Origin of the sequence: Chryseobacterium takakiae, from assembly GCF_900129385.1 — a bacterium.
Taxonomy (GTDB): domain Bacteria; phylum Bacteroidota; class Bacteroidia; order Flavobacteriales; family Weeksellaceae; genus Chryseobacterium; species Chryseobacterium takakiae.
In genome coordinates, this window is the sequence record NZ_FQVO01000007.1 from 33,195 (window position 1) to 57,369 (window position 24,175).

Below are 24,175 nucleotides of genomic sequence, written 5' to 3' on the forward strand. Positions count from 1 at the left end.
TATGAGTAATATACCTCAAAAGATCAGGAAAAATATTGAAAATATTAATCAGCTTAAAGAAAAAATAGAAAATTGGAAAAAGCTGGATGAAGAAGAAATTTTTTTATTAATAAAAGAATTTGAAAAAACACCAAGACTGGAAGTTTCAGTTTATTATAATGATCTTTTTAATGATCCGCATTTTGCTAAAACTCTTTTAGATATATACAGCAGTTATAAAGATAACGCCAAACTTACCGTTCTCATCATTTCTGCGATCGGGAACATGATGCAGCGTTACAATCTCCCGGAAACTGAAGAAATTTATGACTTTATGGTAGAGAATGCATACAGGAAGAATGTTGGCCCTTATGTCGCTGTATTTCTGCCACGTATGTCACATTTCAACGCTTACAGCGATCCTTGGAAATACTTTATGGATGTAAAGGAAATGGCACCTAAAAAAGTTGCACAAAGTTCTTTCGAGGTTATTATGGATCTGTTTTTTAACGAAATTCCGGATAAGTATAAAAGCGATGCAAAAGAATATTTTATTAAAAAATCTGAAGAAGCCAATAATGAATACGGAAAAAAACATTATTCTGATATTGCAAAAAAAATCTGATTTTAAATAATGGATACACTCAGATAAAAGTTAATAAATGTTATAAAATAGCATCGGTGCTCAAAATTTATTATCTTTAATATCATTTAAAAATAATAAAGTATGGAAGCGTACAATTTTGAAACGGCAATCAAACCCTTCTATTGGGTAGCCTCAGAAAAGACTTTTTCAGTATGTTTAAATGCAGGAACCTACAAACCCGAAATTTTCGAGTGGCGCAAAGATGAAGGTTTCGAAGGCAATGGATACGATTGGGCTTCGCTGGCGAAAGTTTTCGTAGAAGAAAAAAGGCCCGATCTTGCAGATGAAATTAAATTTGATCCGGAAGCTGACATGTTCTGTGCGTACTCCAACAATCCGGAACGCTTAAAAGAATTTGTGACAGACTTTAAAAAAACCTGTGAAGATGATATACAGATTCAGGATCTCTTCCTGAAAGCAGAAATAGATTAAAAAGAAAAAGGCCTCGATGAGGTCTTTTTTTATTTAAAATAATAAAAAGTTTCGGGGGCGGGAGCGAAGCTCCCGCCCCCGAAACTTTTCCAACCCATGATAAGAAAAATAAGTATTTTAGATGAAAGTTTAAAAAATGAAACCTACCTTTTTTTCCACGCCGCAGGAATTCAGAAAATGGCTTGAAGAAAACCATCAGTCGGGAAAAGAGCTGCTTGTCGGATTTTACAAAGTCGGAACCCGGAAACCATCCATGACGTGGCCGGAATCGGTAGATCAGGCCTTGTGCTTCGGGTGGATCGACGGCGTGAGAAGATCGATTAATGAAGAAAGCTACAGTATCCGTTTCACACCGAGAAAACCCACAAGCATCTGGAGCGCAGTCAATATCAAAAAAATGGAAGAACTTACGAAAGCAGGCCTTATGACAGAAGCCGGGCAAAAAGCTTTTCGGCTCAGGAAAGAAGAAAAATCAGGGATTTACTCTCATGAAAATGAAACCGCTTCATTGAGTCCGGAATTTGAAAAACAGTTTAAAGCCAATAAAAAAGCATGGGAATTTTTCAACAGTCAGGCGCCGTCTTACAAAAAAGTAATGCTGCACTGGATCATGATTGCCAAACAGGAAAAAACAAGATTGTCAAGACTGGAAAAGACGATTAAGGAAAGCGAATCGGGGAAGAGAGTTATGTAATATGCAGGAAATTTTAATTTTTACGGCAGTCTTACTTGGAGTATCAAATTTTCATTATTTTCTGTTTTTTAGGAGGGAAAATAAGCAATTGAAGTTAAAAATATATTTAACCATAATTTTTGCTGTTTCGATGATATTAAGTCTTTACATTATTATAATAACTCCCGGTTTCTTCTATGATGAAGTATTGCAGAACTGTTTCTTTTTGGTATTGATGAATTTTTTAATTCCAGGGTATTTTTTAATGCTTTACGGAATCAATTCCGTTTTGGAAAACATTCCGATTATTCGTGGGTATTTTACCTTTAATGTTATATTTGGTACTTTATTTCTTAGTGCTTCAATGCTGTATTATTTTTTAAGCATATTTATTTTATCATTCAGATTATATTAAATATCCTAACTTTGAAGCTTTAAATAACAAAATAACAATGCATACAGACACATTAGATTTTTGGGTAGGAAATTTCAACAGTGAAGAAGATTTTTATGATTTTGTGGAAGAAGATGAAAATTATTATCTCTTAGAAGAATCTGATGATACCCATATTTCAAAATTTGCCGCTTCACAGAATGTAGTTTGGCTCGATCATGATTTCGTAGAATATGGCTTTGAAGACGGCAACAGGACCATTTATGAAAAATTTGCCGCGTATTCCTTTGCCGAACAATGGCTCCCGATATTGGTGAACAGGCTCAATGAAATCAATCTGAAATTCGAAGTCAATGCCATTATTTTCCTTAACAAAGGCCAGGTTCCGAAACCCGTTTCCGTAGAAAATGACTTTTTCTCTCTAACGTATGTCGGCGGGATTGAATTTAGTGCTTAAAAGATTAAACTTAATTTTATACTAAGCCATGAATATTAATTCCGTTCTGCAGATCGGTGATTACCATCTCAATCATTGCGAAGACTTCCTGATCACAAAGAAAATTGGAAGCAATAAAATTTTGTGTGCGGTCATGGACGGATGTTCAACAGCCATGGAAAGTCAGTTTGCATCTGCTTTGTTCGGCAAGATTTTACGGAAAATAAGTATTGAAAAAGGGTATAAAGAATTATATGAACCCAATCATAAAGAGGATCTCGAAGGAGAACTTGAAACTATTGTAAAAGAACTTGTTAAAGAAATCATTGTTCTTAAAAATCATCTGATGCTAGATGAAAAGAGCTTCTTACAACGTTAATTCTTCTTCTTTATGATATGAAAACAGATGAAGGAATCATTCTAAACATCGGTGATGGTTTGATTTGTATCAATGGGAAAATTACTGAATTTGAAAGAGATAATAAACCTGATTATCTTGCTTATCACCTAAAAGATAATCTTGACGACTGGTACAACAATCAGACTCAGAAAATATTTTTCAATCAGATGAAAGATGTTTCCATTGCAACAGATGGAATTTCTTCTTTTACAACCGTTAAAAAGACCTCTCACAATGAGAAAATGGATCCTATTAATTATCTCCTGATAGATACAGAAAATATGGATTCCGAAGAAATGCTTTCCCTGAAACTAAAACGGTTGGAGCATCATTACGGAATGAAGCCTACCGATGATCTGGCTATTATCAGGATTACAAAATAACTAAACCATGAAACAATTTAAACTTATCTTAGTATTATCTTAATTAAATCATGGTTTCTAAAAAGCTGCTCACTATCAATATTGTTGTTGTATTGCTGCTTATTTCAGCGCATACTTTAGGCGGCTATCTCATTATGTATCCGATGAAACCGGACATTTGGACGGTTGTATCGGAAAGCAGTCCGCAATACCTTTTGATCGCTTTAGCTTTGTTTGCTGTGATTGCTTGGTTAATTAGCCATTTGAGAATTAAAAATGTAAAACCTGAAAATAAATTTCTTTTAGCATATACAATACTCTGCGGTGTATTGTTAACATTCATTATATATTTTGATGCAGCGACTTACATATCAACCCGAAAAGCAATCAGAGAATCTGAAAATGAATATATACAGCAGGCAAAAGAAGATATCAAAAAAGACAAAATTATGTACCGGTTTGCAGGTGGGCTTTCTATCCCGCAATATGATGCAAAAACGCAGAATAAAATAGACAGTATCCGAAAAAAATTTGGAGTAACTTATTTCAATACAGGCTGCATGGTTGATGTAATTGATAGGTAAGGACAACAAAAATATGAAGAAACGGTAAAGCCTTACCTCGAAAAAAGAAACGGAAAAGGCTGGGAAGAAAAAATGAATAAGGAAATTGAAAATTTAGATAAAATAAAATTTCCCCATTCTTACAACAGATGATAAAAATGCTTCGACAGGTTGCGGATAACATTACTAAAATTTACCGTTTCAAATTAACAGTTAGTATTAGTGTTGTCATGCTGAGCCTGTCGAAGCATCTGTATTATAATCTTAATGCGCTTCCAGCCAGTTATTCCCAACACCCACTTCCACCAGCAGCGGAACCTGCGTTTCAATGGCATTTTCCATTTCCATTTTAATAATGTTGGTGGCCACTTCAATTTCGTCAACCGGAGATTCAAAAACCAATTCGTCATGTACCTGGAGCAGCATTTTGGTCTTTAATTTTTCCTTTTCCAGCTCTTTCTGAATTTTAATCATCGCCATTTTTACCACATCGGCTGCGCTTCCCTGGATTGGGGCATTCACGGCATTTCTTTCCGCATGTCCGCGGACCACAAAATTATTGGAATTAATATCTTTTAAATGGCGCTTTCTTCCCAGAATGGTTTCCACATAACCGATTTCACGGGCTCTTTTCACCTGTTCTGCCATATATTCTTTCAGTTTCGGATAAGTGGCATAATAGGCATCAATCATTTGCTTCGCTTCGCTTCTGGACAATCCGGTCTGCTCTGCAAGGGCAAAAGCGCCCTGTCCGTATAAAATTCCGAAATTTACCGTCTTTGCCTGGCTTCTCTGGATTTTTGAAACCTCTTCAAGCGGAATGTCAAACAGCCTCGCCGCGGTTGAAGCGTGAATATCCTCTCCGTCTTGGAACGCCTTGATCATATTATCTTCTCCGGAAATTTCAGCGATCAGTCGAAGCTCGATCTGTGAATAATCCGCAGAAATAATCTTTTTCCCTTCTCCCGCCACAAAAGCGCCACGGATCTGCTGGCCTCTTAATGTACGGATCGGGATATTCTGAAGATTCGGGTTGACACTCGCCAGACGGCCCGTTGCAGCAGTCGTCTGTGAGAAATTCGTATGAACGCGGTTGTCTGTTTTTTCAATCTGTGACGGCAAAGCATCAACGTAGGTTGATTTTAATTTCTGATACGTCCTGTATTCAAGAATATGCTGAATAATTTCATGCTTGGAAGCCAGCTTTTGCAGAATATCTTCGGAAGTCGCATATTGTCCGGTTTTGGTTTTCTTGGCTTTCGGATCCAGCTGCAGCTTTTCAAAAAGAATATCGCCAAGCTGCTTCGGGGAATTGACATTGAATTCCTCCCCGGAAAGTTCAAAAATTTTCGCTTCCAGTTGCTTCAGGTCATTTTCCAGATCTACACTTTCCTGGGCCAGCCATTTTTCATCGAGGGAAATTCCGGCAAGTTCCATCTTAGCCAAAACTTCCATCAGAGGCATTTCGATATTGAAAAAAAGGTCTTCTAAATTTTCTTTTTTAAGCTGCGGGGCAAAAAGCTCATACAGCTGGAAAGTTACATCAGCATCTTCCGCCGCATAATCGGTTTGGGTTCTGAGATCCGCATCCCTGAAGTTTCCCTGTTTTTTACCTTTTTTTCCGATAATGGTTTCAATGGAAACGGGTTTGTAGCCCAAGTATATTTCAGAAAGATAATCCATTCCGTGTCTTCCGTCAGGATTTAAAAGATAGTGCGCGATCATCGTGTCGAACATCGCGCCTTTCACGGTAATATTATATCTTTTTAAAATTTTATAATCGAATTTTAAATTATGTGCTACCTTAATCAGATCTTCCTTTTCGAAAAACGGCCTGAAAATCTCAAGCGTCTGCAATACTTCACCCTGATCTTCCGATAGCGGAATATAATAAGCCAGTCCTTTTTTGTAGCTAAAACTCATTCCCACCAGCTCAGCTTCCAGTTCGTTCAAAGAAGTCGTTTCGGTATCGAAGCAGACAACTCTTTGTTTCAGCAGGTTTTCAACAAGAATTTTTTGCGCTTTCGGATTATCGATAAACTGATACAGATGATCATTATGCTCAATCGTGGATTTTGTGGAAGTGGCCTGGTCCAGCTCTTCATACGTGGCAAAAAGATCAAGCTGTCCCACTGCCTGCGCCACTTTTTGCTGCGGTATTTCGGCAGTGGTAACGTCTATTTCGGCAACCACAACAGTTCCTGTAACTGCCGGGGAAAAGGCACGGTAAAGATTTTCATACAGCCTTCTGAATTCTATTTCGTCAAAAACTTCTTTTACCTTTTCAAAATCCGGAGTCTCCAGGTCATATTGTTCCTGATGGAATTCCACAGGCGCATCGCAGATAATGGTTGCCAGTTTTTTAGATAAAATTCCGCGCTCGGCGGAAGCCTCTACTTTTTCTTTTAATTTACCTTTTAATTTGTCGGTGTTTGCTAAAAGGGTTTCAATATTTCCAAACTCTTTCAGGAATTTCATCGCGGTTTTTTCACCCACACCATCAAGCCCGGGAATATTGTCAGATGAATCTCCCATCATTGCCAGGAAATCGATTACCTGTTTAGGGTCTTCAATCTCATATTTAGCTTTTATTTCTTCAATACCAAGAATTTGAACATCTCCGCCTTTATATCCAGGTTTGTAAATTTTTATCTTGTCCGTTACTAATTGACCAAAATCTTTATCTGGAGTAACCATATATACAGTATACCCTTCTTTTTCTGCTTTACATGCTATTGTTCCTATTACGTCATCTGCTTCGTATCCTTCAATTCCTAGCCGAGGCACATGCATTGCTTCTAAAATGCGGTGAATGTAGGGAATTCCTATTTTGATAGCTTCTGGTGTTTCACTTCTATTAGCCTTATAGTCCGCATAATCATTTGTTCGAATACTTGCTTCACCTACATCGAAAACTACTGCTAAATGTGTCGGTCTTTCTTTTCGAATTAACTCAATCAAAGAGTTCATAAATCCAAAAATAGCAGTTGTCTCTAAACCAGAATTAGTATATCTCTGATTTTTATACATTGCGTGAAATCCTCTGAAAATCATTGCATAAGCATCGATCAGGAATAATCTTTTATCTTGTGTTGCGTCCATATTGTCCATAAAAAACAAATATAAGAAAAAGAGTTCTTTTAAAGGGGAAATGAGGAAAAGGATTAACCGAAGATGGTATGGGTTATTTTTAGCAATGTACTTTAAAAACCACCCTTTTTGCTTCAATTTTGAACCTCTAAGGCTTGTTGTTGAATCTTTTAGATTCGTAGGCGGGTCTTTTAGGCTCGAAGATGAAATAAAAATCTTCAAATCAGGCATGCTCTATTTTTGTTTAAATCTCCTATGCATTTTAATTTAATCAAATGAACAAACAGTATTCAGGTTATTTACGATTTTAATAAGATATGCTAATCCTGACAAAACATACAGAGTTCATTTTCTATTCCTTACATTTGTATGGCATTCTGATGTAGGAATGAAAATGATTGATATGACAGATAAAAAATACAGTGAAACGATTCATAAAGATGGAAATTACGAATATATTACCGTTTCCCATGATGAAAATAACGTAAGAATTTATACTTTAAAAAACGGGCTAAAGGTTTTTCTTGCTCAAAATTTTGATGCTCCGAGAATCCAGGCTTATATTCCGGTACGAACGGGAAGCAATAATGATCCGGCCGATAATACAGGACTGGCACATTATCTCGAACATATGATGTTCAAAGGGACTTCAAAGCTCGGTACACAAAATTGGGAAAAGGAAAGTGAATTGCTGAACCAAATTTCAGATTTGTATGAAGAGCATAAATCAACATCCGATCCTGAAAAGAAGAAAATCATTTACCGGAAGATAGACGAAATTTCTCAGGAAGCAAGCCAATATGCGATTGCCAATGAATATGACAAGGCAATTTCTTCATTAGGCGCTACGGGAACCAATGCCCACACCTGGTTTGATGAAACCGTTTATAAAAACAATATTCCCAATAATGAACTTGAAAAGTGGCTGAAAATTGAAAAAGAAAGATTTTCAGAGCTGGTGTTAAGACTTTTCCATACCGAGCTGGAGTCGGTGTATGAAGAATTCAACAGGGCACAGGATAATGATTCCAGGCTGGTTCAGTACGAGCTGATGGATGCGCTTTTTCCCAATCATCCCAACGGACAGCAAACCACCCTGGGAAAGGCCGAACATTTGAAAAATCCTTCCATGAAAGCGATTCATAAATATTTTGATGAATATTACGTCCCGAATAATTATGCAATGGTTTTGGTGGGAGATCTTGATTTTGATGATACCATCAAATTGGTAGATCAGTATTTCGGAACGATTCCTTACCGGGAATTGCCCAAAAAGTCTCCGGTTATCGAACAACCCATTACAAAAATAGTGGAAAGAACCGTGAAAAGCCCTACCACACCAAGAGTTCAGCTGGCCTGGAGAACCGAAAGCTACGGAACAAAGGAAGCCATGCTTGCGGATATTGTAGCCAATATTTTAAGCAACAGGGGAGAGGCCGGATTGATAGACCTGAACATCAACCAAACCCAGAAACTGCTTTGGGGACAGGCTTATTCCGTAGGGTTAAAACAATACGGGTATTTCTCTATTGTTGCGGTTCCTAAAGAAACACAGACGCTGGATGAAGCAAAAAATCTTGTGCTGGAGCAGGTAGAACTGGTGAAAAAAGGAAATTTTCCGGACTGGATGTTAATGGCCATTATCAATGATTTTAAAGTACAGAGAATGAAGGGACTGGAAACAGCAGATGGCCTGGCTACCAATCTTTACGATACCTACATCAAAGGCAGAACCTGGGAGCAGGAACTGAACGAAATGGATGAATATGCAGCAATTACAAAGGAGGAAGTGATCAATTTTGCCAATGAATTTTTCAAAGATAATTATGTAATTGTTAAAAAAGAAAAAGGAACCAACGATAAGCTGATCCGTGTGGAAAATCCTGGAATCACACCGGTAAAGATCAACCGTGAAGCGCAATCTGATTTCCTTCGGGAGATTTTAGCTGAAAAAACGAAAGATATTCAGCCTGAGTTTATCGATTATCAGAGAGAGATTCTCACGGATAGTATTAAAGATAAAAAACTGAGTTTTGTTAAAAATAAAAGCAATGATATAGCCCAGGTGCATTTTATTTTTCCTTTTGGAAGCGACCATGATCGGGATCTCGGTATTTCCACACAGGTTCTTCAATATTTGGGTACGGATAAATTTTCCCCGGATGATCTTAAGAAGGAATTCTTTAAAATCGGAATTACCAATGATTTTAAAACAACCAATGATCAGCTTATGATTTCACTGGCGGGACTTGAAGAAAATATTCCTGAAGGAATCGGGCTGCTCCAGCATTGGATGAAAGAAGTACAGCCGGATCAGCAAATTTATAATCGGTTTGTAGAAACGGTGCTTGAAAACCGGGCAGCAGTAAAAAAAGACAAAGCCCGTATCATGACGGCTTTAACGAATTATACCAAGTTCGGCTCATTCTCAAGGTTTACGGATATTATTTCTAAAGAAGAACTCGAAAGCACCCATGTGGCAGTCTTTACGGAAAGAATGAAGAATTTATTCAGGTTTCCATATCAGATCTTTTTTTACGGACGGAACTTTGAAGGTTTTAAAGGATATATCGGAAAATATATCGAAACGGAAAACATGGCAATTCCCGAACCTAAAAAGTATCCGGAGCCGGAAACTACGGGAAATGTCTATTTCACAAACTATGACATGGTACAGATGGAAATGAGCAGAATCGGAAAAGGAAAAATGGTGGATACAGGGAATTTCGGAAAGATTAATGTATTTAACGAATATTTCGGAAGAGGTTTATCTTCTATTGTTTTCCAGGAAATCCGTGAAAGTAAAAGTCTTGCTTATTCTGCGTATGTTTCTTATGCGGCTAATTCGGAACTCCATCATCCTGATTATATCACAACGTATATCGGAACACAGCCGGATAAACTGCAGATTGCCGTAGATACCCTTACTGAACTGATGGGTGAACTTCCTGAAGTTCCGGCACAGTTTGAAAACGCCAGGAATGCAGCCTTAAAACAGATTGCTTCCGCAAGAATTACCAGAACCAATATTTTCTTTAATACGTTACGACTCAAAAAACTTAATATTGATCATGATTTCAGGAAAGATATTTATCAGCAGATTGAGAGCCTGACTTTTGATGATGTTAAGGAATTTTATAATAACTACATCAAATCGGTCCATTTTAATACAGCTATTATCGGGAAAAAAGAAAACCTGAATATGAGTGCCGTCAATCAGATGGGAGCTTTTAAAGAAGTAACTTTAAAGGATATTTTTGGACATTAATAATATTGAAATGCTTCGGCAGGCTCAGCATGACACCGCTACAATTGACTTTTAAATAAATAACAGATAGTATTAGAAATGTCATCCTGAGCTTGTCGAAGCATCTGGAGACTTAAAAAAATAACACAATACTGCCGCGAAGACTTAAAAAAATAACACAACGCTGCCGCGCGATTCCATCGCGTGGCTTTTTGTTTTTATTTATTTTTATCTTTATCAAAACATACATTGATGAGTAAAAATTATAAATTTCACAATCCTGAAGGACTGTATTTCGTAAGCTTTGCTGTTGTCGGCTGGCTGGATGTGTTTATAAAAGATGAATATGTGCAGCTGCTGTTGAAAAGTTTAAGATTCTGTCAGAAGAACAAAGGAATGGAAATACATGCATGGTGTATTATGCCCAATCATGTACATTTGGTTTTCCGAAGTGTGACTGGTCAGAAACCTGAGCTTTTGCTGGGTGATTTCAAAAGGTTTACCAGCAAGGCTATTGTAGCAGCAATAAAAGAAAACGCAGAAGAACCCAGAAACAAATTCTTATTAAACTTTTTCCTGAAAGAAGGTTTAAAAACATCCAATGTCAATCAGTATCAATTTTGGAGACATGATAACCATCCAATTGAATTATGGAGCAACTGGGTAATCTGGCAGAAGATTAACTATACCCATCAAAATCCTGTGAAAGCTGGTTTGGTAATGCGTGCGGAAGATTACAGATACAGCAGTGCGATAGATTATGCTGATGGGAAAGGGCTTTTGGAAGATATAGTTGTTTTTAGGATGTTTAATATTTAGGATTATTTATTTCGCGCGATACAATCACGCGGCAGCGGTGTGTTATTTGACTAAAGCGCAGATTTGTGATATTTTACGCTTTTGATTTATATAAAATTCTTAATATATTTTTATATTTATTTCAAAACAAAATCCCGAAAAACTTTCGGGACTTTGATATTGCTTTATTAAAAACTATTTCACAATTTTCATTTCATTAATCAGCCATTTGGAATCGGCGAATTTATCAATGATGAAAAGAATGTATTTCGTATCGACCATAATGTTCCTGCTGAAGCGCGGATCGTAGTTGATGTCACTCATCGTTCCTTCCCACTGTCTGTCAAAATTTAATCCTACAAGATTTCCGTACGCATCAAGCGCCGGACTTCCGGAGTTTCCTCCCGTTGTATGGTTGGTGGCAGTAAATCCTACGGGAACATCTCCTGTTTTATCTTTATAAACTCCAAAATCTTTCTTGTCATAAAGATCGATCAGTTTTTTAGGAACGTCAAATTCATAATCTCCCGGAACATATTTCTCCATGACACCGGCTAAATGCGTCTGATAATTGTAGGAAACAGCATCTCTTGGTGAAGAACCTTTTACTTTTCCATACGTTACGCGCAGCGTAGAATTGGCATCCGGGAAGAATTTTCGGTCTTTATCCGTTGCCATCTGCTGAGCCATATACGTTTTCTGCAGCGCATCAATTTTTGTCTGGAGAGCAGTAAACTGAGGATCTGCTTTAGTCACATAAGTGTCTCTTAACGCAGTATAAATCTGGAATACAGGATCTTTTTTCAGGGTTTTGATTAATTTATCCTGATTGGAAAATGCTTTATCAATATCCTTGCTTAAAGAAGCGCCGTTCACCTCACTTCTTCCTGTGATGATAGAATTTTTAGAGGCATCTTCTATAACCTGAATATTCTGCGCTTCATTTTTATACTTTTCAAATCCTGCAGGTAAGAATTGCGCATCAGTTTTGTTGGCATACAAAGCCAGCAGTTTTGCCGTAACTTTTGCATCAAGTTCCGCATTGTAATCTTTATAGAAAGAAGTTAACCTGTTTTTTAAAGCCACTGCACCTTTCTCATCCATTCTTCCTGCTTCCACGGCAGCGATATAATTGTAATATAGATTGGCAAGCATCAGCGTTTCTGCATTTCTGATGGTTTCAGAATAATAAGCGTTGTTTAATGCATAAGGAGCCTGATCGTTATATAATTTGTTTAATTGGTCTAAAGTACTTTTAATCTCATTATTTTTAGCGACTAAAGAGGCTTCATACTTTGCTTTTTTCTCTACCGCATTTGATTTTTTCAAACCTTCCACCTCGCCGATCCACTTTTTCCAGTAATTGGCTACGGATGCATATTTTGAAGCATACTGAATCCTTGTGGCATCATCAGTACGCATTTTTTCATCTAATGTTTTCAACGCAACATCTCTCACCGCAATTCTTGCCGGATCAATTTCTTTCATGATTTTTTCAACAGCAATAGCCGGAAGATATTCCGTGGTTCTTCCCGGGAAACCGAAAACGAAGGTGAAATCATTTTCATTTTTGTCTTTGATGGAAACCGGAAGATAATGTTTAGGCACGTAAGGAACGTTATCTTTGGAATATTCTGCCGGTTTGTTGTTTTTATCGGCATAAATTCTGAACATTGAGAAATCTCCCGTATGTCTCGGCCAAACCCAGTTGTCGGTATCGGATCCGAATTTCCCGATGCTTTGCGGTGGAGCGCCTACCAGACGAATATCTTTGTACGTTTCAATGGTATAGGCATAAAATTTATTCCCATAATACATTGATTTTACAGAAATCGATTGGTACGGCTCAGTTTTCTGAGAGTTTTTGTAAATCTCAATATTTTTGGCAATCTGCTTAGAAAGTTCAGGTTCCGTAAGATTGTCTGTTCCCTGAAGAATCTGGCCGGTAACTTCTTTGATATCAACAATAAAATCAACAGTTACACCGGGATTAGGAAGCTCACCTTCGGTATTTTTAGCCCAAAAACCGTTTGATAATAAGTCATTCTGAACCGTTGAATGCGCCTGGATCTGTCCATATCCACAGTGATGATTGGTAAGCAGAAGGCCCTTTGGAGAAATAATTTCTGCTGTACACCCGCCGTTGAACTGTACCACGGCATCCTTAATGCTTGCTTTTTGAGGGTTGAAGATGTCTTTTGCAGAGATTTTCATTCCCAGATCTTTCATTTCCTTTTCATTCAGCTCTGTCGGGATCCACATTCCTCCGTATTGCTGTGCAAATGTCATAACAGCCGGCAAAAGAAATACGGATAAAAGTATCTTTTTCGTCATAATCAAAATTTTGCTCCAATTTACGAAGAAAATACGAGTTTGAAATTTTGGGGTATATTGACTAATTTATTATTGGAAATCAATAATTTATACTTTTCATATGTTAAGTTTAATTATATCGCTTATTGTGAGAAGACTGAAAATTTTCACTAAAATATTTAAAATTGAGAAAAAAATACACTGCTTTTTTATGCAATCTAAATTTAACCGTAAAAGAGCCTTAAGATACTATTAGAGGTTTCATAGAGTAATAAAAAGCTTTTATAGCTTTGACTCCGTCGAAACTTTGGTTTGCGGTAAAAATATCCCACGGATTGCACAGATTTTCACAGAGATATTAACATATGAGTCACAGAAGAACTTTTTAAAATAATGAAAAAAAAAATTTTAGAACATATTAGATAAAATCAAAGATTTTTTAAAAACTACTGTGTTCTAAAATAATCGTAAAGCTTTATCTTTTAATCTAATATGACTTATGTGTTTTAAAATTTTGTTGAACTTTGCGGTTAAATAAAAGATTCATTACTAAAACTGATAGGCGATAATGCGATCATCCTCCATCAGGCTTTTCATTAAAGCTTCATGATAAACGTTTTTGCCGGTAATAATCCATGAGGTGGAAAGATTTCCCTGGGTATATTGCTGTTTTGAAATGGAATATTTCAGGTGATGCTTTCTGAAAAGTTCTTCACAGTAAGGTATGTCGTGATAATTGATAACGGCAATTTTGTATTCCCTGATTTTATGTTCTCGGTCAATCAGCTTTTCGAAGCTGTTGAGAGAACTGAGAATCAGCAGGACTAAAACGGTTCCCAAAACGGCAAGATAAACGTATCCCGATCCGACTGCCATCCCGATGGATGCTGTTGCCCATATTGTGGTAGCTGTGGTAATTCCGTCTATTTTATTATCTCCTTTAAAAATAACTCCTGCTCCCAGAAAGCCGATTCCTGTAATGATATTGGCAGCGATACGGTCCGGATCATCGACACCTATTTTTATGGAAAGAATGGTAAACAGGCAGGACCCGAAACAGATCAGAATGAAAGTCCGCAATCCGGCAGATTTGTTGCGGTATTCACGTTCTGCACCAATCATTATTCCAAGAACCACTGAAATAAAAATCAGCAGCAATTCATTCTGGATGGAGTGATCTTTTAGAAATTCCATGCGTAATAATTTTAATAGCCAGAATAAATTTAAATAAAATCTTTTTTACAGAATATGAATGAAATCAGTTTTTAGCAATATCAAAAAAAGCTGCCCGAAGACAGCTTTAATAATTTATTTTTTCTCAATCAGATCCAGAAACTGCTGCTCATCCAGAATTTCAATGGTTCCGATATCCTGGGCTTTTTTCAGTTTGCTTCCGGCTTTTTCACCGACCACCAGATAATTCAGGTTTTTAGAAACGGCTGAAATATTTTTTCCGCCATGTTTTTCCACCATTTCTTCTGCCGCTTCTCTGGTGAATAAGGATAATTTCCCAGTGAAAAGGAAGGTTTTCCCGTCCAGTACATTAGATAAAACTTCATTTGTGCTTTCGCCTTTTTCAAGCTGTACACCGTAGGATTTTAGTCTTTCAATCATCAGGATATTTTCCGGATTGGCAAAAAACTCGGCAATGCTTACTGCGATTTTGGTTCCGATATCTTCCACCTGGCAAAGCTCTTCCACCGTAGCATTTTTAAGCTCTTCTATGGTTGGGAAATTTTTAACCAGTTTCTTGGCAACCGTTTCTCCCACATGTTTTATTCCAATTCCGTACAATACTTTTTCAAAAGGGATTTCCTTTGATTTTTCAATTCCGGAGATGATATTCTGTGCAGATTTTTCCGCCATTCTTTCCAATGGAAGCAGCTGTTCTTTTTTCAACACATAAAAATCGGCAGGGTTTTCAATGAGCCTTTCTCGATACAATTGCTCAATGGTTTCACTTCCCAAATTGTCAATGTTCAAGGCCTTCCGGGAAACATAATGGATCATTCTTCCCACCACCTGAGGCGGACAGTGCAGTTCGTTCGGGCAGAAATGAATGGCCTGATCTTCAATTTTCACCAGCTCCGTTCCACATTCCGGACAGTGTTTGATGTATTCTATTTCTTTGCTTTCCGCAGTTCTTTTTTCTGTATTTACGCCTACAATTTTAGGAATAATTTCACCTCCTTTTTCTACATACACGAAATCATGCTCATGCAGGTCAAGTTTTTTAATAATATCTTCATTGTGTAAAGAAGCTCTTTTAACAATGGTTCCTGCCAGTAATACAGGCTTAAGATTGGCTACAGGAGTAATGGCGCCGGTTCTTCCCACCTGGTAAGAAACGGTCTGCAATTCGGTTTCCACTTTTTCGGCTTTGAATTTATAAGCCATCGCCCAACGCGGGGATTTTGCGGTGTAGCCCAACTGCCGCTGCTGTTTCAAGGAATTCACTTTTAAAACGATTCCGTCGATTTCAAAAGGAAGATTGTGTCTTTCGATATCCCAGTAACTGATAAACTCTTTTACCTCGGCTAATGTTTTGCAAAGCTTGGCCTGCTGTGATGTTTTGAAACCCCATGATTTTGCTTTTTCCAGCAGTTCCCAATGGGATTCGGCAGGAATTTCTTCGGAAATATACTGGTACAGAACCGATGAAAGTCCGCGTTTTCTTACCTCGCCGCTGTGCTGCATTTTAAGGCTTCCGCTGGCGGTATTTCTAGGATTCATGAACGGATCCAAACCATCTTCTTCACGCTGCTTATTGATTTTATCAAAATTTTTTCGGGTTAAATAAATTTCACCACGCATAAAAAAATGAGCAGGGAAATCACCTTTAAGCTTTAAAGGAACATCAGAAATAGTACGGACATTAGCCGTAATTTCATCACCCTGAAAACCATCGCCCCGCGTCACAGCCTGAACCAGTTTTCCGTTTTCGTACAGAATGGAAATAGAGGCACCGTCATATTTCAGTTCGGCTACAAATTCTACGGGTTCATCAATGGCTTTAATGATTCTTTTTTCCCAGTCTTCAAGATCGTCGAAATCATAAGAATTATCAAGGGAATACATTCTGAATCTATGCTGAACGGTCGGGAAAACTTTGGTAATTCCGCCGCCAACTCTCATCGTGGGAGAGTTCTCGTCATAGAATTCAGGATATTTTGCTTCCAGATCCCGGAGTTCTTCAAGGAGCATATCGAAATCAAAATCTGAGATCGTAGGGGTGTCCAGAAGATAATAGTTTTCATTGTGCTGGTGAAGTTCTTTTCTAAGATCTTCTATTTTTTGCTGTATGTTTTCAATATTGTCGGGCATGGGGCTCTGTCTTTCCAGCAAAAATAATAAGTATTGGGGAGATTTTGATGATTAGAATTAATATTAATTTTATATTCGATGTAAAGCATTATCACAAATGTCTTTCTAAATTTGTTCGTTCATTTTTCCGCTTTTCTTTTAATGATAAGATTGGCGGAATTTCAATAAAGAATAATTATTTGTATTATGAAAAAAGTTATCTTAGGGTTAGCAGTTATAAGCACCGTTTTCATGAAGGCACAAACCCGGATTATCGCACACAGAGGCTATTGGCAGACGCAGCCGCCGACCACGGAAAATTCTCTGAAATCACTAGAAAATGCTCAGAATCTAAAAATTTATGGTTCCGAATTCGATGTTCGTATGACCAAAGATGGCGTCCTGGTTGTAAACCATGATGAGCATCATGCAAAAATGGAGATTTCCGAAACGGATTTTAAAGAGCTTAAAAAAGTAAAGCTTTCCAATGATGAGCCTTTTCCTACATTAAAAGATTATCTGAAGCAGGGAAAAAAAGATAAAGCTCTGAAGCTTATTGTTGAAATAAAACCAGATAAAACAAAAGAAAAGGAAGATGAGCTTACGGCAAAGACCATCAAAATGATTAAAGATATGAAGCTGGATGAACAGTGTGAGTTTATTTCCTTCAGTCTGAATATCTGTAAAGAAATTAAAAAGCTGGAACCAAAGTTCAAAGTTCAGTATTTGAAAGGGGAGCTTTCTCCACAACAGGTTAAAGACGAAGGGCTCGATGGAATCGATTACCATTACAGTGTTTTCCAGAAAAATCCAACATGGATCACTGAAGCAAAAGCATTAGGATTGATCACCAATGCGTGGACGGTAAATGATGTTACGATTTCAGATGAGCTTAAAAAACAGGGAATCGGGTTTATTACGACTAATATTCCGGATCAGCTAAAATAAATTAGCTTAAATTAAGTAATGAAAAGTCTGTCTCCTGAGGCAGGCTTTTTTATTGCTGTTTTATACATAAATTATGAATAATTCAGTATTTATGGTAGGTATATGGTATTTGTTATTTTCTCAGGAAAAGACAATAAAGATAGGCAATTGTGTAAGAAAAAGAGCATTAAAAATCCTTAATAAATTTAAATGGTTGTGAACCATGATGGTATATATATTCGTTAATCATAAATTAATATAGTGTTTAATAATCCTTTAATAAATGTTAAAATCAAGTTAAAACCTTAACCATAATGTCGGACTAATTTTGCGCAAACAAAAAGGATATGCGTAAAGAGAGACAAAAAGTACTGATATTATCACTATTAGGATTGGTCAGTGTAAATGCGATGGCCCAGCAAAAAGCAAAACGGGATACGATTAAAAGTATCGACGAAGTTGTGGTAACAGCATTGGGTATCAAAAGACAGGACAGATCTTTGGGATATGTTGCGGAAACCATTAAATCTGATGAAATACTAAAAACTCAGAACAATAACTGGTCGCAGGCACTGGAAGGTAAGGTGGCAGGTCTTAAAATACAAACAGCCGGAGCAGGGCCCCTTGGAAGTTCCATTATCAAATTAAGGGGGGATATCTCCATGAACCCTGATCAGAACAATGCTCTTATTGTAGTAGACGGCGTTCCTCTGAACAACAATACTACAGGAACCGGATTCTCAGCATACGGTGCGGGAGCCAAGGCAGATTTACCTATTGATTACGGAAACGGGATCAATACCATTAATCCAGATGATATCGAATCTATTACTGTTCTCAAAGGATCTACAGCATCGGCCTTATATGGCTCAAGAGGAGCAGGTGGTGCGATCATGATTACCACAAAATCCGGAAAAAGCAAAAAAGGAAAAGTTCAGATCAGCTTAAATTCATATTCTAGTTATGATACAGTGCTGAAATGGCCGGATTATCAATATGAATATGGACAGGGAACGCTTCAGAAAGACACGCAGGGCAACTTTTTCTATTCGTACGGAGCTTCTGCAGACGGAATCAATACAGGTTCTACCAGCAGCGCGTACGGGCCGAAATTCGCCGGTCAGTATTATTTCCAGTATGACCCGGATCTGGAAGGGCAAAGTGCCGAAAGAAAACTCTGGCAGCCTTACAAAGATAATATCAAAGGGTTCTGGGAAACGGGAACTACCTTTTCAAACAATATTTCGGTAGAAGCTTCTAATGAAAACACATCGTTCAGGTCATCTTTAACCTATTTGAAAAATGAATGGATGATGCCAAATACCGGTTTCGACAGATTTAATGCTGCTTTTTCAGTAGACCATAAGCTGAATCAGAAATTAAAGATGGGGATCAAGTTAAACTACAGTAAAACAAAAAGTGACAATCTTCCCGCTACCGGTTACAGCAACCAGTCGATCTCCTATTTTATGATTTTCCAGAATCCGAATGTTGATCTTTCCTGGTACAGACCAATCTGGAAAAAAGGCAAAGAGCAGGTTGACCAGATCCATCCGTTCAGCTCATTTATTGATAATCCTTACCTCATCGCTTATGAAATGCTGAATGGAGTCGATAAAAATTTTCTTACGGGAAATGTAAACCTCAACTATAAAATCACCAAAAACTTAGATGTAATGGTACGATCCGGTATGGAGTTGAACAACGAGCTTCGTACCCAGAAAAGACCGTGGAGTTCTGCCAATTACCTACAGGGAATGTACAGGGAGCAGCACATCAGATTAATGGACTTGAATAATGATGTTTTATTCACCTACAGAAATTCATTTGGTGAATTCGATTTCAGCGCATCTGCCGGAGGAAACATCCGTTATACGGAATACACAATGAATGATTATATTGCGGAAGGTCTTCTGAAACCGGGAGTTTACACGCTTCCGAACGGTATTTCAACCATTTCAAAATTTGCAAGACCGAATGATAAGCAGGTCAACAGTGCTTATGCTTTGGCAACATTAAGCTACAAAAACAAAATATTCCTGGATCTTACCGCAAGAAACGACTGGAGCAGCACCCTGCCGAAAGAAAACCGTTCTTATTTCTACCCGTCGGCCGCAACATCGTTTATTCTTTCAGATATTTTCAATCTGTCGTCAGATCTTTTCAATTACTGGAAATTAAGAGCATCCTGGTCTAAAGTAGGAAATGATACGGATCCTTATCAGCTTATCAAATATTACAACAACAGTGATTTTGTAGGATCTGTGGAGTCTCCGTCCTTATACCCGAATCCGAATTTAAGACCGAATATGATCACCAATATTGAAGGCGGGATGGATTTTACCATTCTTAAAAACAGAATCAATTATACCATTACGGCGTATCAGAATAACTCTAAAGACCAGATTATCAGGATTCCTACTTTATGGGAAACAGGGTACAGTACTAAAGTAATCAATGCCGGTGAAGTGAGAAACAGGGGTCTTGAAATGACATTAAATGCGTATGCCGTGAAAAACAAAAAATTCTCATGGAGTATTAACGCCAACTGGTCGATGAACAGAAACAAAATTCTCTCGCTGCCTGAAGAATTCAACGGAGAGCCTTACACCATGGGAAGTGTGGGAGGAGTGGTTTACTTTAATGCTTTTGTAGGAGGTTCATTAGGAGATATGTATGGTTACGGACTGATGTATTCTCCGGACGGACAGGTTATTTACAATGCTACGGACGGTCTTACCGCGAAACCAACCCAGATGAAAAAAATTGGTAACGCATATCCGAAATGGAGAGCGGGAATCCAGAATGAATTCAGGTATAAAGGAATTACCGTAAGTTTCTCATTTGACGGACAGTATAAAGGAATGGCTTATTCTCAGTCACACCACAAAATGACAGAACAGGGAAAACTACAACACACTTTATTCGGAAGAGAAAATCCTGGAGGAATGATTGTAGGGGAAGGGGTAGTACAGAATGCAGACGGATCATTCTCTCCGAACACAAAACCCATTTTACTTTCAGCATATTATGCCGATTATTACAGAAGAGCCAATGTTGAGACGAATACTTTCGATACCTCATTCATCAAACTCAGAGATGCAAGAATTGCTTACACATTCTCTAAAAATGTTACCGATCAGCTCAAAATAACCGAGCTTACCCTGGCGGTTTTCGGAAGAAATCTGTGGATGTGGACAAAATTCCCATTATTTGATCCCGAAGCGGCAACGCTGAATGACAATCAGATCACGCCGGGTGTGGAAATGGGACAATTGCCTACAGCAAGAACGGTAGGTATCCAGCTTAATGTTAAATTTTAAAATCTGAAAACATGAAAAAATTACTTGTAAATACATTATTAATTGCAGCCATCGGTTCTGTTCCGGTAGCATGCAGCAGAAGCCTTGATGAGGTAAACACCGACAACAGCAGAATCAGTGAGCCTGCAGCATCAAAATTACTTGTTCCTATCGAATATAATATGTCTGCTGTTAATTATATGAGAGCCAATGATTTTACATTCGATCTGATGCAGGTCTCTCTGGACTTTCCAAATGAAGGAAATACGCTCAGCAGGTATAATATTACCGAAAATACAGGAGCAGGATTCTGGAACAACAGCTATAAGTGGCTAAAACAGGTTAAAGACATGAGAATGGCTGCTGAAAAAGATAATGATCCGAATTACGTTGCCATTGCAATGGTTCTTAATGCATGGATCTATTCTAATCTAACAGACACGTATGGTGATGTTCCGTTTTCCGAAGCTTCCAGCCAGGATGAAGGCAATTCACAGCCAAAGTTTGATAAGCAGAAAGATATTTATGTAAAACTGCTGGATGAGTTAAAAACGGCAAATTCACTTTTCGTTACTACAAAATCGCTTACCGGTCCTGATATTTTCTACAAAGCGGAAAGCGACGTCAACGGAATCATAAACTGGAAAAAATTCTGCAATTCACTTTCATTACGTCTGTTAACAAGGATTTTAAGCAAAAATGGGGAGGTGAATGTTAATGAAAGAATTCAGGAAATCATCAGCGATCCTGTTAAATATCCTATTTTCCAGAATAATTCAGAAACAGCAAAGGTTAATGTCACGGGAGTGGCGCCGCTTCTTCCTCCGATTGCAAGGCCGCAGGATTTTACCACCGGTAGGGCAGCTTCAGAGTTTTTTGTAGAAACCCTGAAAGCGAATAACGACCCGAGAATGGCCATGTTTTTCGGGCAGGCTAAAAGTATTCCCGGAAATGCAAACATCGGCTACAAAGGTGCCCCGTCCGGATATGCTTACGGTACCGTTTTCAACTACCAGCCTTCCAATATGAACCAGAATCTTTCAAAAGCGCCGTTGAATATTTTGGTATATCCTTATGCTGAGCTGCAGTTTACCCTTGCCGAACTGGCTTTTAAAGGAGTTATTCCGGGAAATGCGCAGACGTATTATGAAAACGGGGTTAAGGCAGCCATTGAACAGTGGGGAGCAACTGTACCTGCCAATTATTTCACCAACCCGAATGTTGCTTATAACGGAACATTGGAAAGAATCCTTCTTCAGAAATATGTTGCTTTGTTCTTTGTAGATCAGCAGCAGTGGTTCGAGAAAAGAAGAACAGGATTCCCGGTACTTCCAAACAACGGAGGATTGCTTAACAACGGTGTTCTGCCTTCAAGATTGATGTATCCGCCAAATCCAAGGGTATTGAATACGGCCAATTACCAGTCGGCAGTTCAACAGATGGGCGGAGACAATATCAACGTTAAAGTATGGTGGAATAAACCATAAGCTTATCAGTAGGGGTTTTTTAGAAAAAATAGTCAAATTGGCTTCAGCCAAAACTTACATTTAAATATCAATCAAATGAATATAAAATTTTTAATGCCGTGTTTGCTAATTTCAGCGATGGCATTCTCACAGACTTCTGTTTCGGGGTATGTATATGAAGACAGCAACAGAAATCAGAAAAAAGAAAACAGGGAAAAAGGAATTGAAGGAGTAGCTGTTTCCAATGGGGTTCAGGTGATTCTTACCGATAAGAACGGGAGATACAGTTTGCCGATTCAGGAAGGGCAGTCGGTTTTTGTCATCAAGCCTTCAGGATATATGACGCCGGTAAATGCCAACAATTTACCCCAATATTATTATCAGTATAAACCGAAAGGTTCGCCAACAGATTTCAAATACAAAGGATCTGCGCCAACAGGTGAACTCCCGAAAGAAATTAATTTTGCCCTCAACAAACAAAACGAAAGCAAAAATTTTGACATCCTGGTTTTCGGAGATCCGCAGCCTTATACCGAGAAGCAATTGGATTATTTTAAAAGAGCAATCGTTAATGAAGTGAAAAATACCAAGAAGAATGCGGTTCTGGGAATCAGCCTCGGAGACTTGGTAGGCGATAACCTGAGCCTGCAGAAACCGTATGCCGATGTAATGAAGGAAATAGGATTACCTTGGTATAACGTGATGGGGAACCATGATATGAATTACGAAGCCAAAGAAGACCTTCTTTCTGATGAAACTTTTGAATCGAATTTCGGACCGGCCAATTATTCCTTTAATTATGGGAATGTTCACTTCATTATCTTAGATGATATTCTGTATCCGGATCCGAGAGACGGTAAAGGATATTGGGGCGGTTTCCGTGAAGATCAGATGAAATTCATTGAAAACGATCTTAAACTTGTTGAGAAAAATAAATTAATCGTCGTTTCTTTCCACATTCCATTGGAGCACAAAAACGAAAATAATTTCAGGAATTCCGATCGCCAGAAATTATTTGACTTTTTAACACCATTTAAAAATGCGTTGGTTTTATCAGCACACACGCATATTCAACAGCAGCTTTTCTATGGAAAAGAAGCAGGATGGAATGGTTCTAAAGAGCTCCATGAATATAATGTAGGAACTACCTGCGGCGACTGGTGGTCCGGAACATCGGATGATCTGGGATTACCAACTTCTACCATGAGAGATGGAACAGCAAAAGGCTACTCTTTCATCAGCTTTAATGACAACGAATACAAGGTTAAATATAAAACCGCAGGAAAGCCGGAAGACTATCAGATCAACTTATACGTTCCGAAAGTAATTCCTTTCCCTTCTAAAACATCTGCAAAAGTATTGGCCAATTTCTTTATGGGAAGCAAAAAAGACAAAGTGGAATACAGAATAGACGGTGACAAATGGGAAGAAATGCAGTACGATGAAACAGTAGATCCAACTTTTGCGATGTCAGTTTTCAAATGGGATACCACTAATAATCTTTTCCCGGGAAGAAGACCTTCCAACCCTGAAACATCAAAACATATCTGGACCGGAGATTTTTCCAAAAAACTCTCGTTGGGAAAACATAAAGTTGAGGTAAGAGCCACGGATATGTATGGAAATCATTTCTCGGCTTCAGAAGAATTTGAAGTTCAGAATCAGATTCTTATCCCTTAATTTTTTTTTATTACTATACTTTCAAAGAAACCGGCCTGTTTTTGGGTCGGTTTTAATTTTTTTTAACTTAAACGCACTCCAAATCCTAAAGGTTTAAAATCTACAGTTTTTTATTTATTATTTTAGAATACTTTACACATAAATATTTATTATATCAATCATCA

General features: G+C 37.9%; 16 protein-coding genes and 1 pseudogene. 13 read left to right on the forward strand and 4 right to left on the reverse strand.

The annotated features are described in order from the left end of the window. Nucleotide 1 precedes the first annotated feature (1 nt). The 7 genes and pseudogenes from BUA76_RS10195 to BUA76_RS10230 all read left to right on the forward strand — a co-directional run bounded on the left by BUA76_RS10195 (nt 2) and on the right by BUA76_RS10230 (nt 4,038). The gene (locus BUA76_RS10195; RefSeq protein ID WP_072884711.1) at nt 2–604 is read left to right on the forward strand and encodes a hypothetical protein; all 603 of its coding nucleotides are present in this window, start codon (nt 2–4) and stop codon (nt 602–604) included. A gap of 102 nt (nt 605–706) precedes the next feature. Then, on the forward strand, nt 707–1,057 hold the full coding sequence (locus BUA76_RS10200) for an immunity 51 family protein (protein ID WP_072884712.1): 351 nt from the start codon (nt 707–709) through the stop codon (nt 1,055–1,057). A 136-nt stretch (nt 1,058–1,193) separates the two neighbouring features. Next, nucleotides 1,194–1,751, forward strand: a complete 558-nt coding sequence (locus BUA76_RS10205) for a YdeI/OmpD-associated family protein (protein ID WP_072884713.1) — start codon at nt 1,194–1,196, stop codon at nt 1,749–1,751. A gap of 431 nt (nt 1,752–2,182) precedes the next feature. Further along, nucleotides 2,183–2,581 (forward strand): immunity 22 family protein, encoded by a 399-nt coding sequence (locus BUA76_RS10215; RefSeq protein WP_072884715.1) that lies wholly within the window; start codon nt 2,183–2,185, stop codon nt 2,579–2,581. Between the two features lie 28 nt (nt 2,582–2,609). Next, complete coding sequence (locus BUA76_RS10220; RefSeq protein WP_072884716.1) at nt 2,610–2,939, forward strand: hypothetical protein; 330 nt, start codon at nt 2,610–2,612, stop codon at nt 2,937–2,939. A 17-nt stretch (nt 2,940–2,956) separates the two neighbouring features. Then, a complete protein-coding gene (locus BUA76_RS10225) occupies nt 2,957–3,343 on the forward strand; it encodes a hypothetical protein (RefSeq protein ID WP_072884717.1) in 387 nt (128 codons plus the stop codon). A 143-nt stretch (nt 3,344–3,486) separates the two neighbouring features. Beyond that, nucleotides 3,487–4,038, forward strand: a pseudogene (locus tag BUA76_RS10230) (FEKKY domain-containing protein). 111 nt (nt 4,039–4,149) lie between these two features. Here BUA76_RS10230 and polA read toward each other — a convergent pair. Then, nucleotides 4,150–6,987, reverse strand: a complete 2,838-nt coding sequence (gene polA / locus BUA76_RS10235) for a DNA polymerase I (protein WP_072884862.1) — start codon at nt 6,985–6,987, stop codon at nt 4,150–4,152. Nucleotides 6,988–7,378: 391 nt separating this feature from the next. Here polA and BUA76_RS10240 point away from each other — a divergent pair, with 391 nt between their 5' ends. Together BUA76_RS10240 and BUA76_RS10245 are read left to right on the forward strand one after the other, a co-directional pair. Next, entirely contained in the window at nt 7,379–10,243 is a 2,865-nt protein-coding gene (locus BUA76_RS10240; RefSeq protein WP_072884863.1) for a M16 family metallopeptidase, read from the forward strand. A 231-nt stretch (nt 10,244–10,474) separates the two neighbouring features. Next, nucleotides 10,475–11,041: an REP-associated tyrosine transposase gene (locus BUA76_RS10245; RefSeq protein ID WP_072884719.1), complete on the forward strand. Its 567-nt coding sequence runs from the start codon at nt 10,475–10,477 to the stop codon at nt 11,039–11,041. Nucleotides 11,042–11,215: 174 nt separating this feature from the next. On the opposite strand, the gene BUA76_RS10250 is transcribed toward BUA76_RS10245, so the two are convergent. The 3 genes from BUA76_RS10250 to ligA all read right to left on the reverse strand — a co-directional run bounded on the left by BUA76_RS10250 (nt 11,216) and on the right by ligA (nt 16,657). After that, nucleotides 11,216–13,354, reverse strand: a complete 2,139-nt coding sequence (locus BUA76_RS10250; protein ID WP_083573211.1) for a S46 family peptidase — start codon at nt 13,352–13,354, stop codon at nt 11,216–11,218. A gap of 528 nt (nt 13,355–13,882) precedes the next feature. After that, the gene (locus BUA76_RS10255; protein WP_083573212.1) at nt 13,883–14,527 is read right to left on the reverse strand and encodes an MgtC/SapB family protein; all 645 of its coding nucleotides are present in this window, start codon (nt 14,525–14,527) and stop codon (nt 13,883–13,885) included. 114 nt (nt 14,528–14,641) lie between these two features. Beyond that, nucleotides 14,642–16,657 (reverse strand): NAD-dependent DNA ligase LigA, encoded by a 2,016-nt coding sequence (ligA, locus tag BUA76_RS10260; protein WP_072884720.1) that lies wholly within the window; start codon nt 16,655–16,657, stop codon nt 14,642–14,644. A gap of 186 nt (nt 16,658–16,843) precedes the next feature. Here ligA and BUA76_RS10265 point away from each other — a divergent pair, with 186 nt between their 5' ends. From BUA76_RS10265 to BUA76_RS10280, 4 genes are all read left to right on the forward strand, one after another. After that, entirely contained in the window at nt 16,844–17,584 is a 741-nt protein-coding gene (locus BUA76_RS10265) for a glycerophosphodiester phosphodiesterase family protein (protein ID WP_072884721.1), read from the forward strand. Between the two features lie 326 nt (nt 17,585–17,910). Then, on the forward strand, nt 17,911–20,886 hold the full coding sequence (locus BUA76_RS10270; RefSeq protein ID WP_072884722.1) for a SusC/RagA family TonB-linked outer membrane protein: 2,976 nt from the start codon (nt 17,911–17,913) through the stop codon (nt 20,884–20,886). Nucleotides 20,887–20,897: 11 nt separating this feature from the next. Continuing rightward, nucleotides 20,898–22,352, forward strand: a complete 1,455-nt coding sequence (locus BUA76_RS10275; RefSeq protein ID WP_072884723.1) for a SusD/RagB family nutrient-binding outer membrane lipoprotein — start codon at nt 20,898–20,900, stop codon at nt 22,350–22,352. A 75-nt stretch (nt 22,353–22,427) separates the two neighbouring features. After that, nucleotides 22,428–24,011, forward strand: a complete 1,584-nt coding sequence (locus tag BUA76_RS10280) for a calcineurin-like phosphoesterase C-terminal domain-containing protein (RefSeq protein ID WP_072884724.1) — start codon at nt 22,428–22,430, stop codon at nt 24,009–24,011. Nucleotides 24,012–24,175 lie beyond the last annotated feature (164 nt).

Bases quoted from the DNA above. Each gene is read 5' to 3' on its own strand.
- BUA76_RS10255 (WP_083573212.1), bottom strand. From the start codon at position 14,527: ATGGAATTTCTAAAAGATCACTCCATCCAGAATGAATTGCTGCTGATT.
- BUA76_RS10200 (WP_072884712.1), top strand. From the start codon at position 707: ATGGAAGCGTACAATTTTGAAACGGCAATCAAACCCTTCTATTGGGTA.
- ligA (WP_072884720.1), bottom strand. From the start codon at position 16,657: ATGCCCGACAATATTGAAAACATACAGCAAAAAATAGAAGATCTTAGA.
- BUA76_RS10250 (WP_083573211.1), bottom strand. From the start codon at position 13,354: ATGACGAAAAAGATACTTTTATCCGTATTTCTTTTGCCGGCTGTTATG.
- BUA76_RS10205 (WP_072884713.1), top strand. From the start codon at position 1,194: ATGAAACCTACCTTTTTTTCCACGCCGCAGGAATTCAGAAAATGGCTT.
- BUA76_RS10240 (WP_072884863.1), top strand. From the start codon at position 7,379: ATGACAGATAAAAAATACAGTGAAACGATTCATAAAGATGGAAATTAC.
- BUA76_RS10270 (WP_072884722.1), top strand. From the start codon at position 17,911: ATGCGTAAAGAGAGACAAAAAGTACTGATATTATCACTATTAGGATTG.
- BUA76_RS10220 (WP_072884716.1), top strand. From the start codon at position 2,610: ATGAATATTAATTCCGTTCTGCAGATCGGTGATTACCATCTCAATCAT.
- BUA76_RS10195 (WP_072884711.1), top strand. From the start codon at position 2: ATGAGTAATATACCTCAAAAGATCAGGAAAAATATTGAAAATATTAAT.
- BUA76_RS10245 (WP_072884719.1), top strand. From the start codon at position 10,475: ATGAGTAAAAATTATAAATTTCACAATCCTGAAGGACTGTATTTCGTA.
- BUA76_RS10275 (WP_072884723.1), top strand. From the start codon at position 20,898: ATGAAAAAATTACTTGTAAATACATTATTAATTGCAGCCATCGGTTCT.
- BUA76_RS10280 (WP_072884724.1), top strand. From the start codon at position 22,428: ATGAATATAAAATTTTTAATGCCGTGTTTGCTAATTTCAGCGATGGCA.
- BUA76_RS10265 (WP_072884721.1), top strand. From the start codon at position 16,844: ATGAAAAAAGTTATCTTAGGGTTAGCAGTTATAAGCACCGTTTTCATG.
- polA (WP_072884862.1), bottom strand. From the start codon at position 6,987: ATGGACGCAACACAAGATAAAAGATTATTCCTGATCGATGCTTATGCA.
- BUA76_RS10215 (WP_072884715.1), top strand. From the start codon at position 2,183: ATGCATACAGACACATTAGATTTTTGGGTAGGAAATTTCAACAGTGAA.
- BUA76_RS10225 (WP_072884717.1), top strand. From the start codon at position 2,957: ATGAAAACAGATGAAGGAATCATTCTAAACATCGGTGATGGTTTGATT.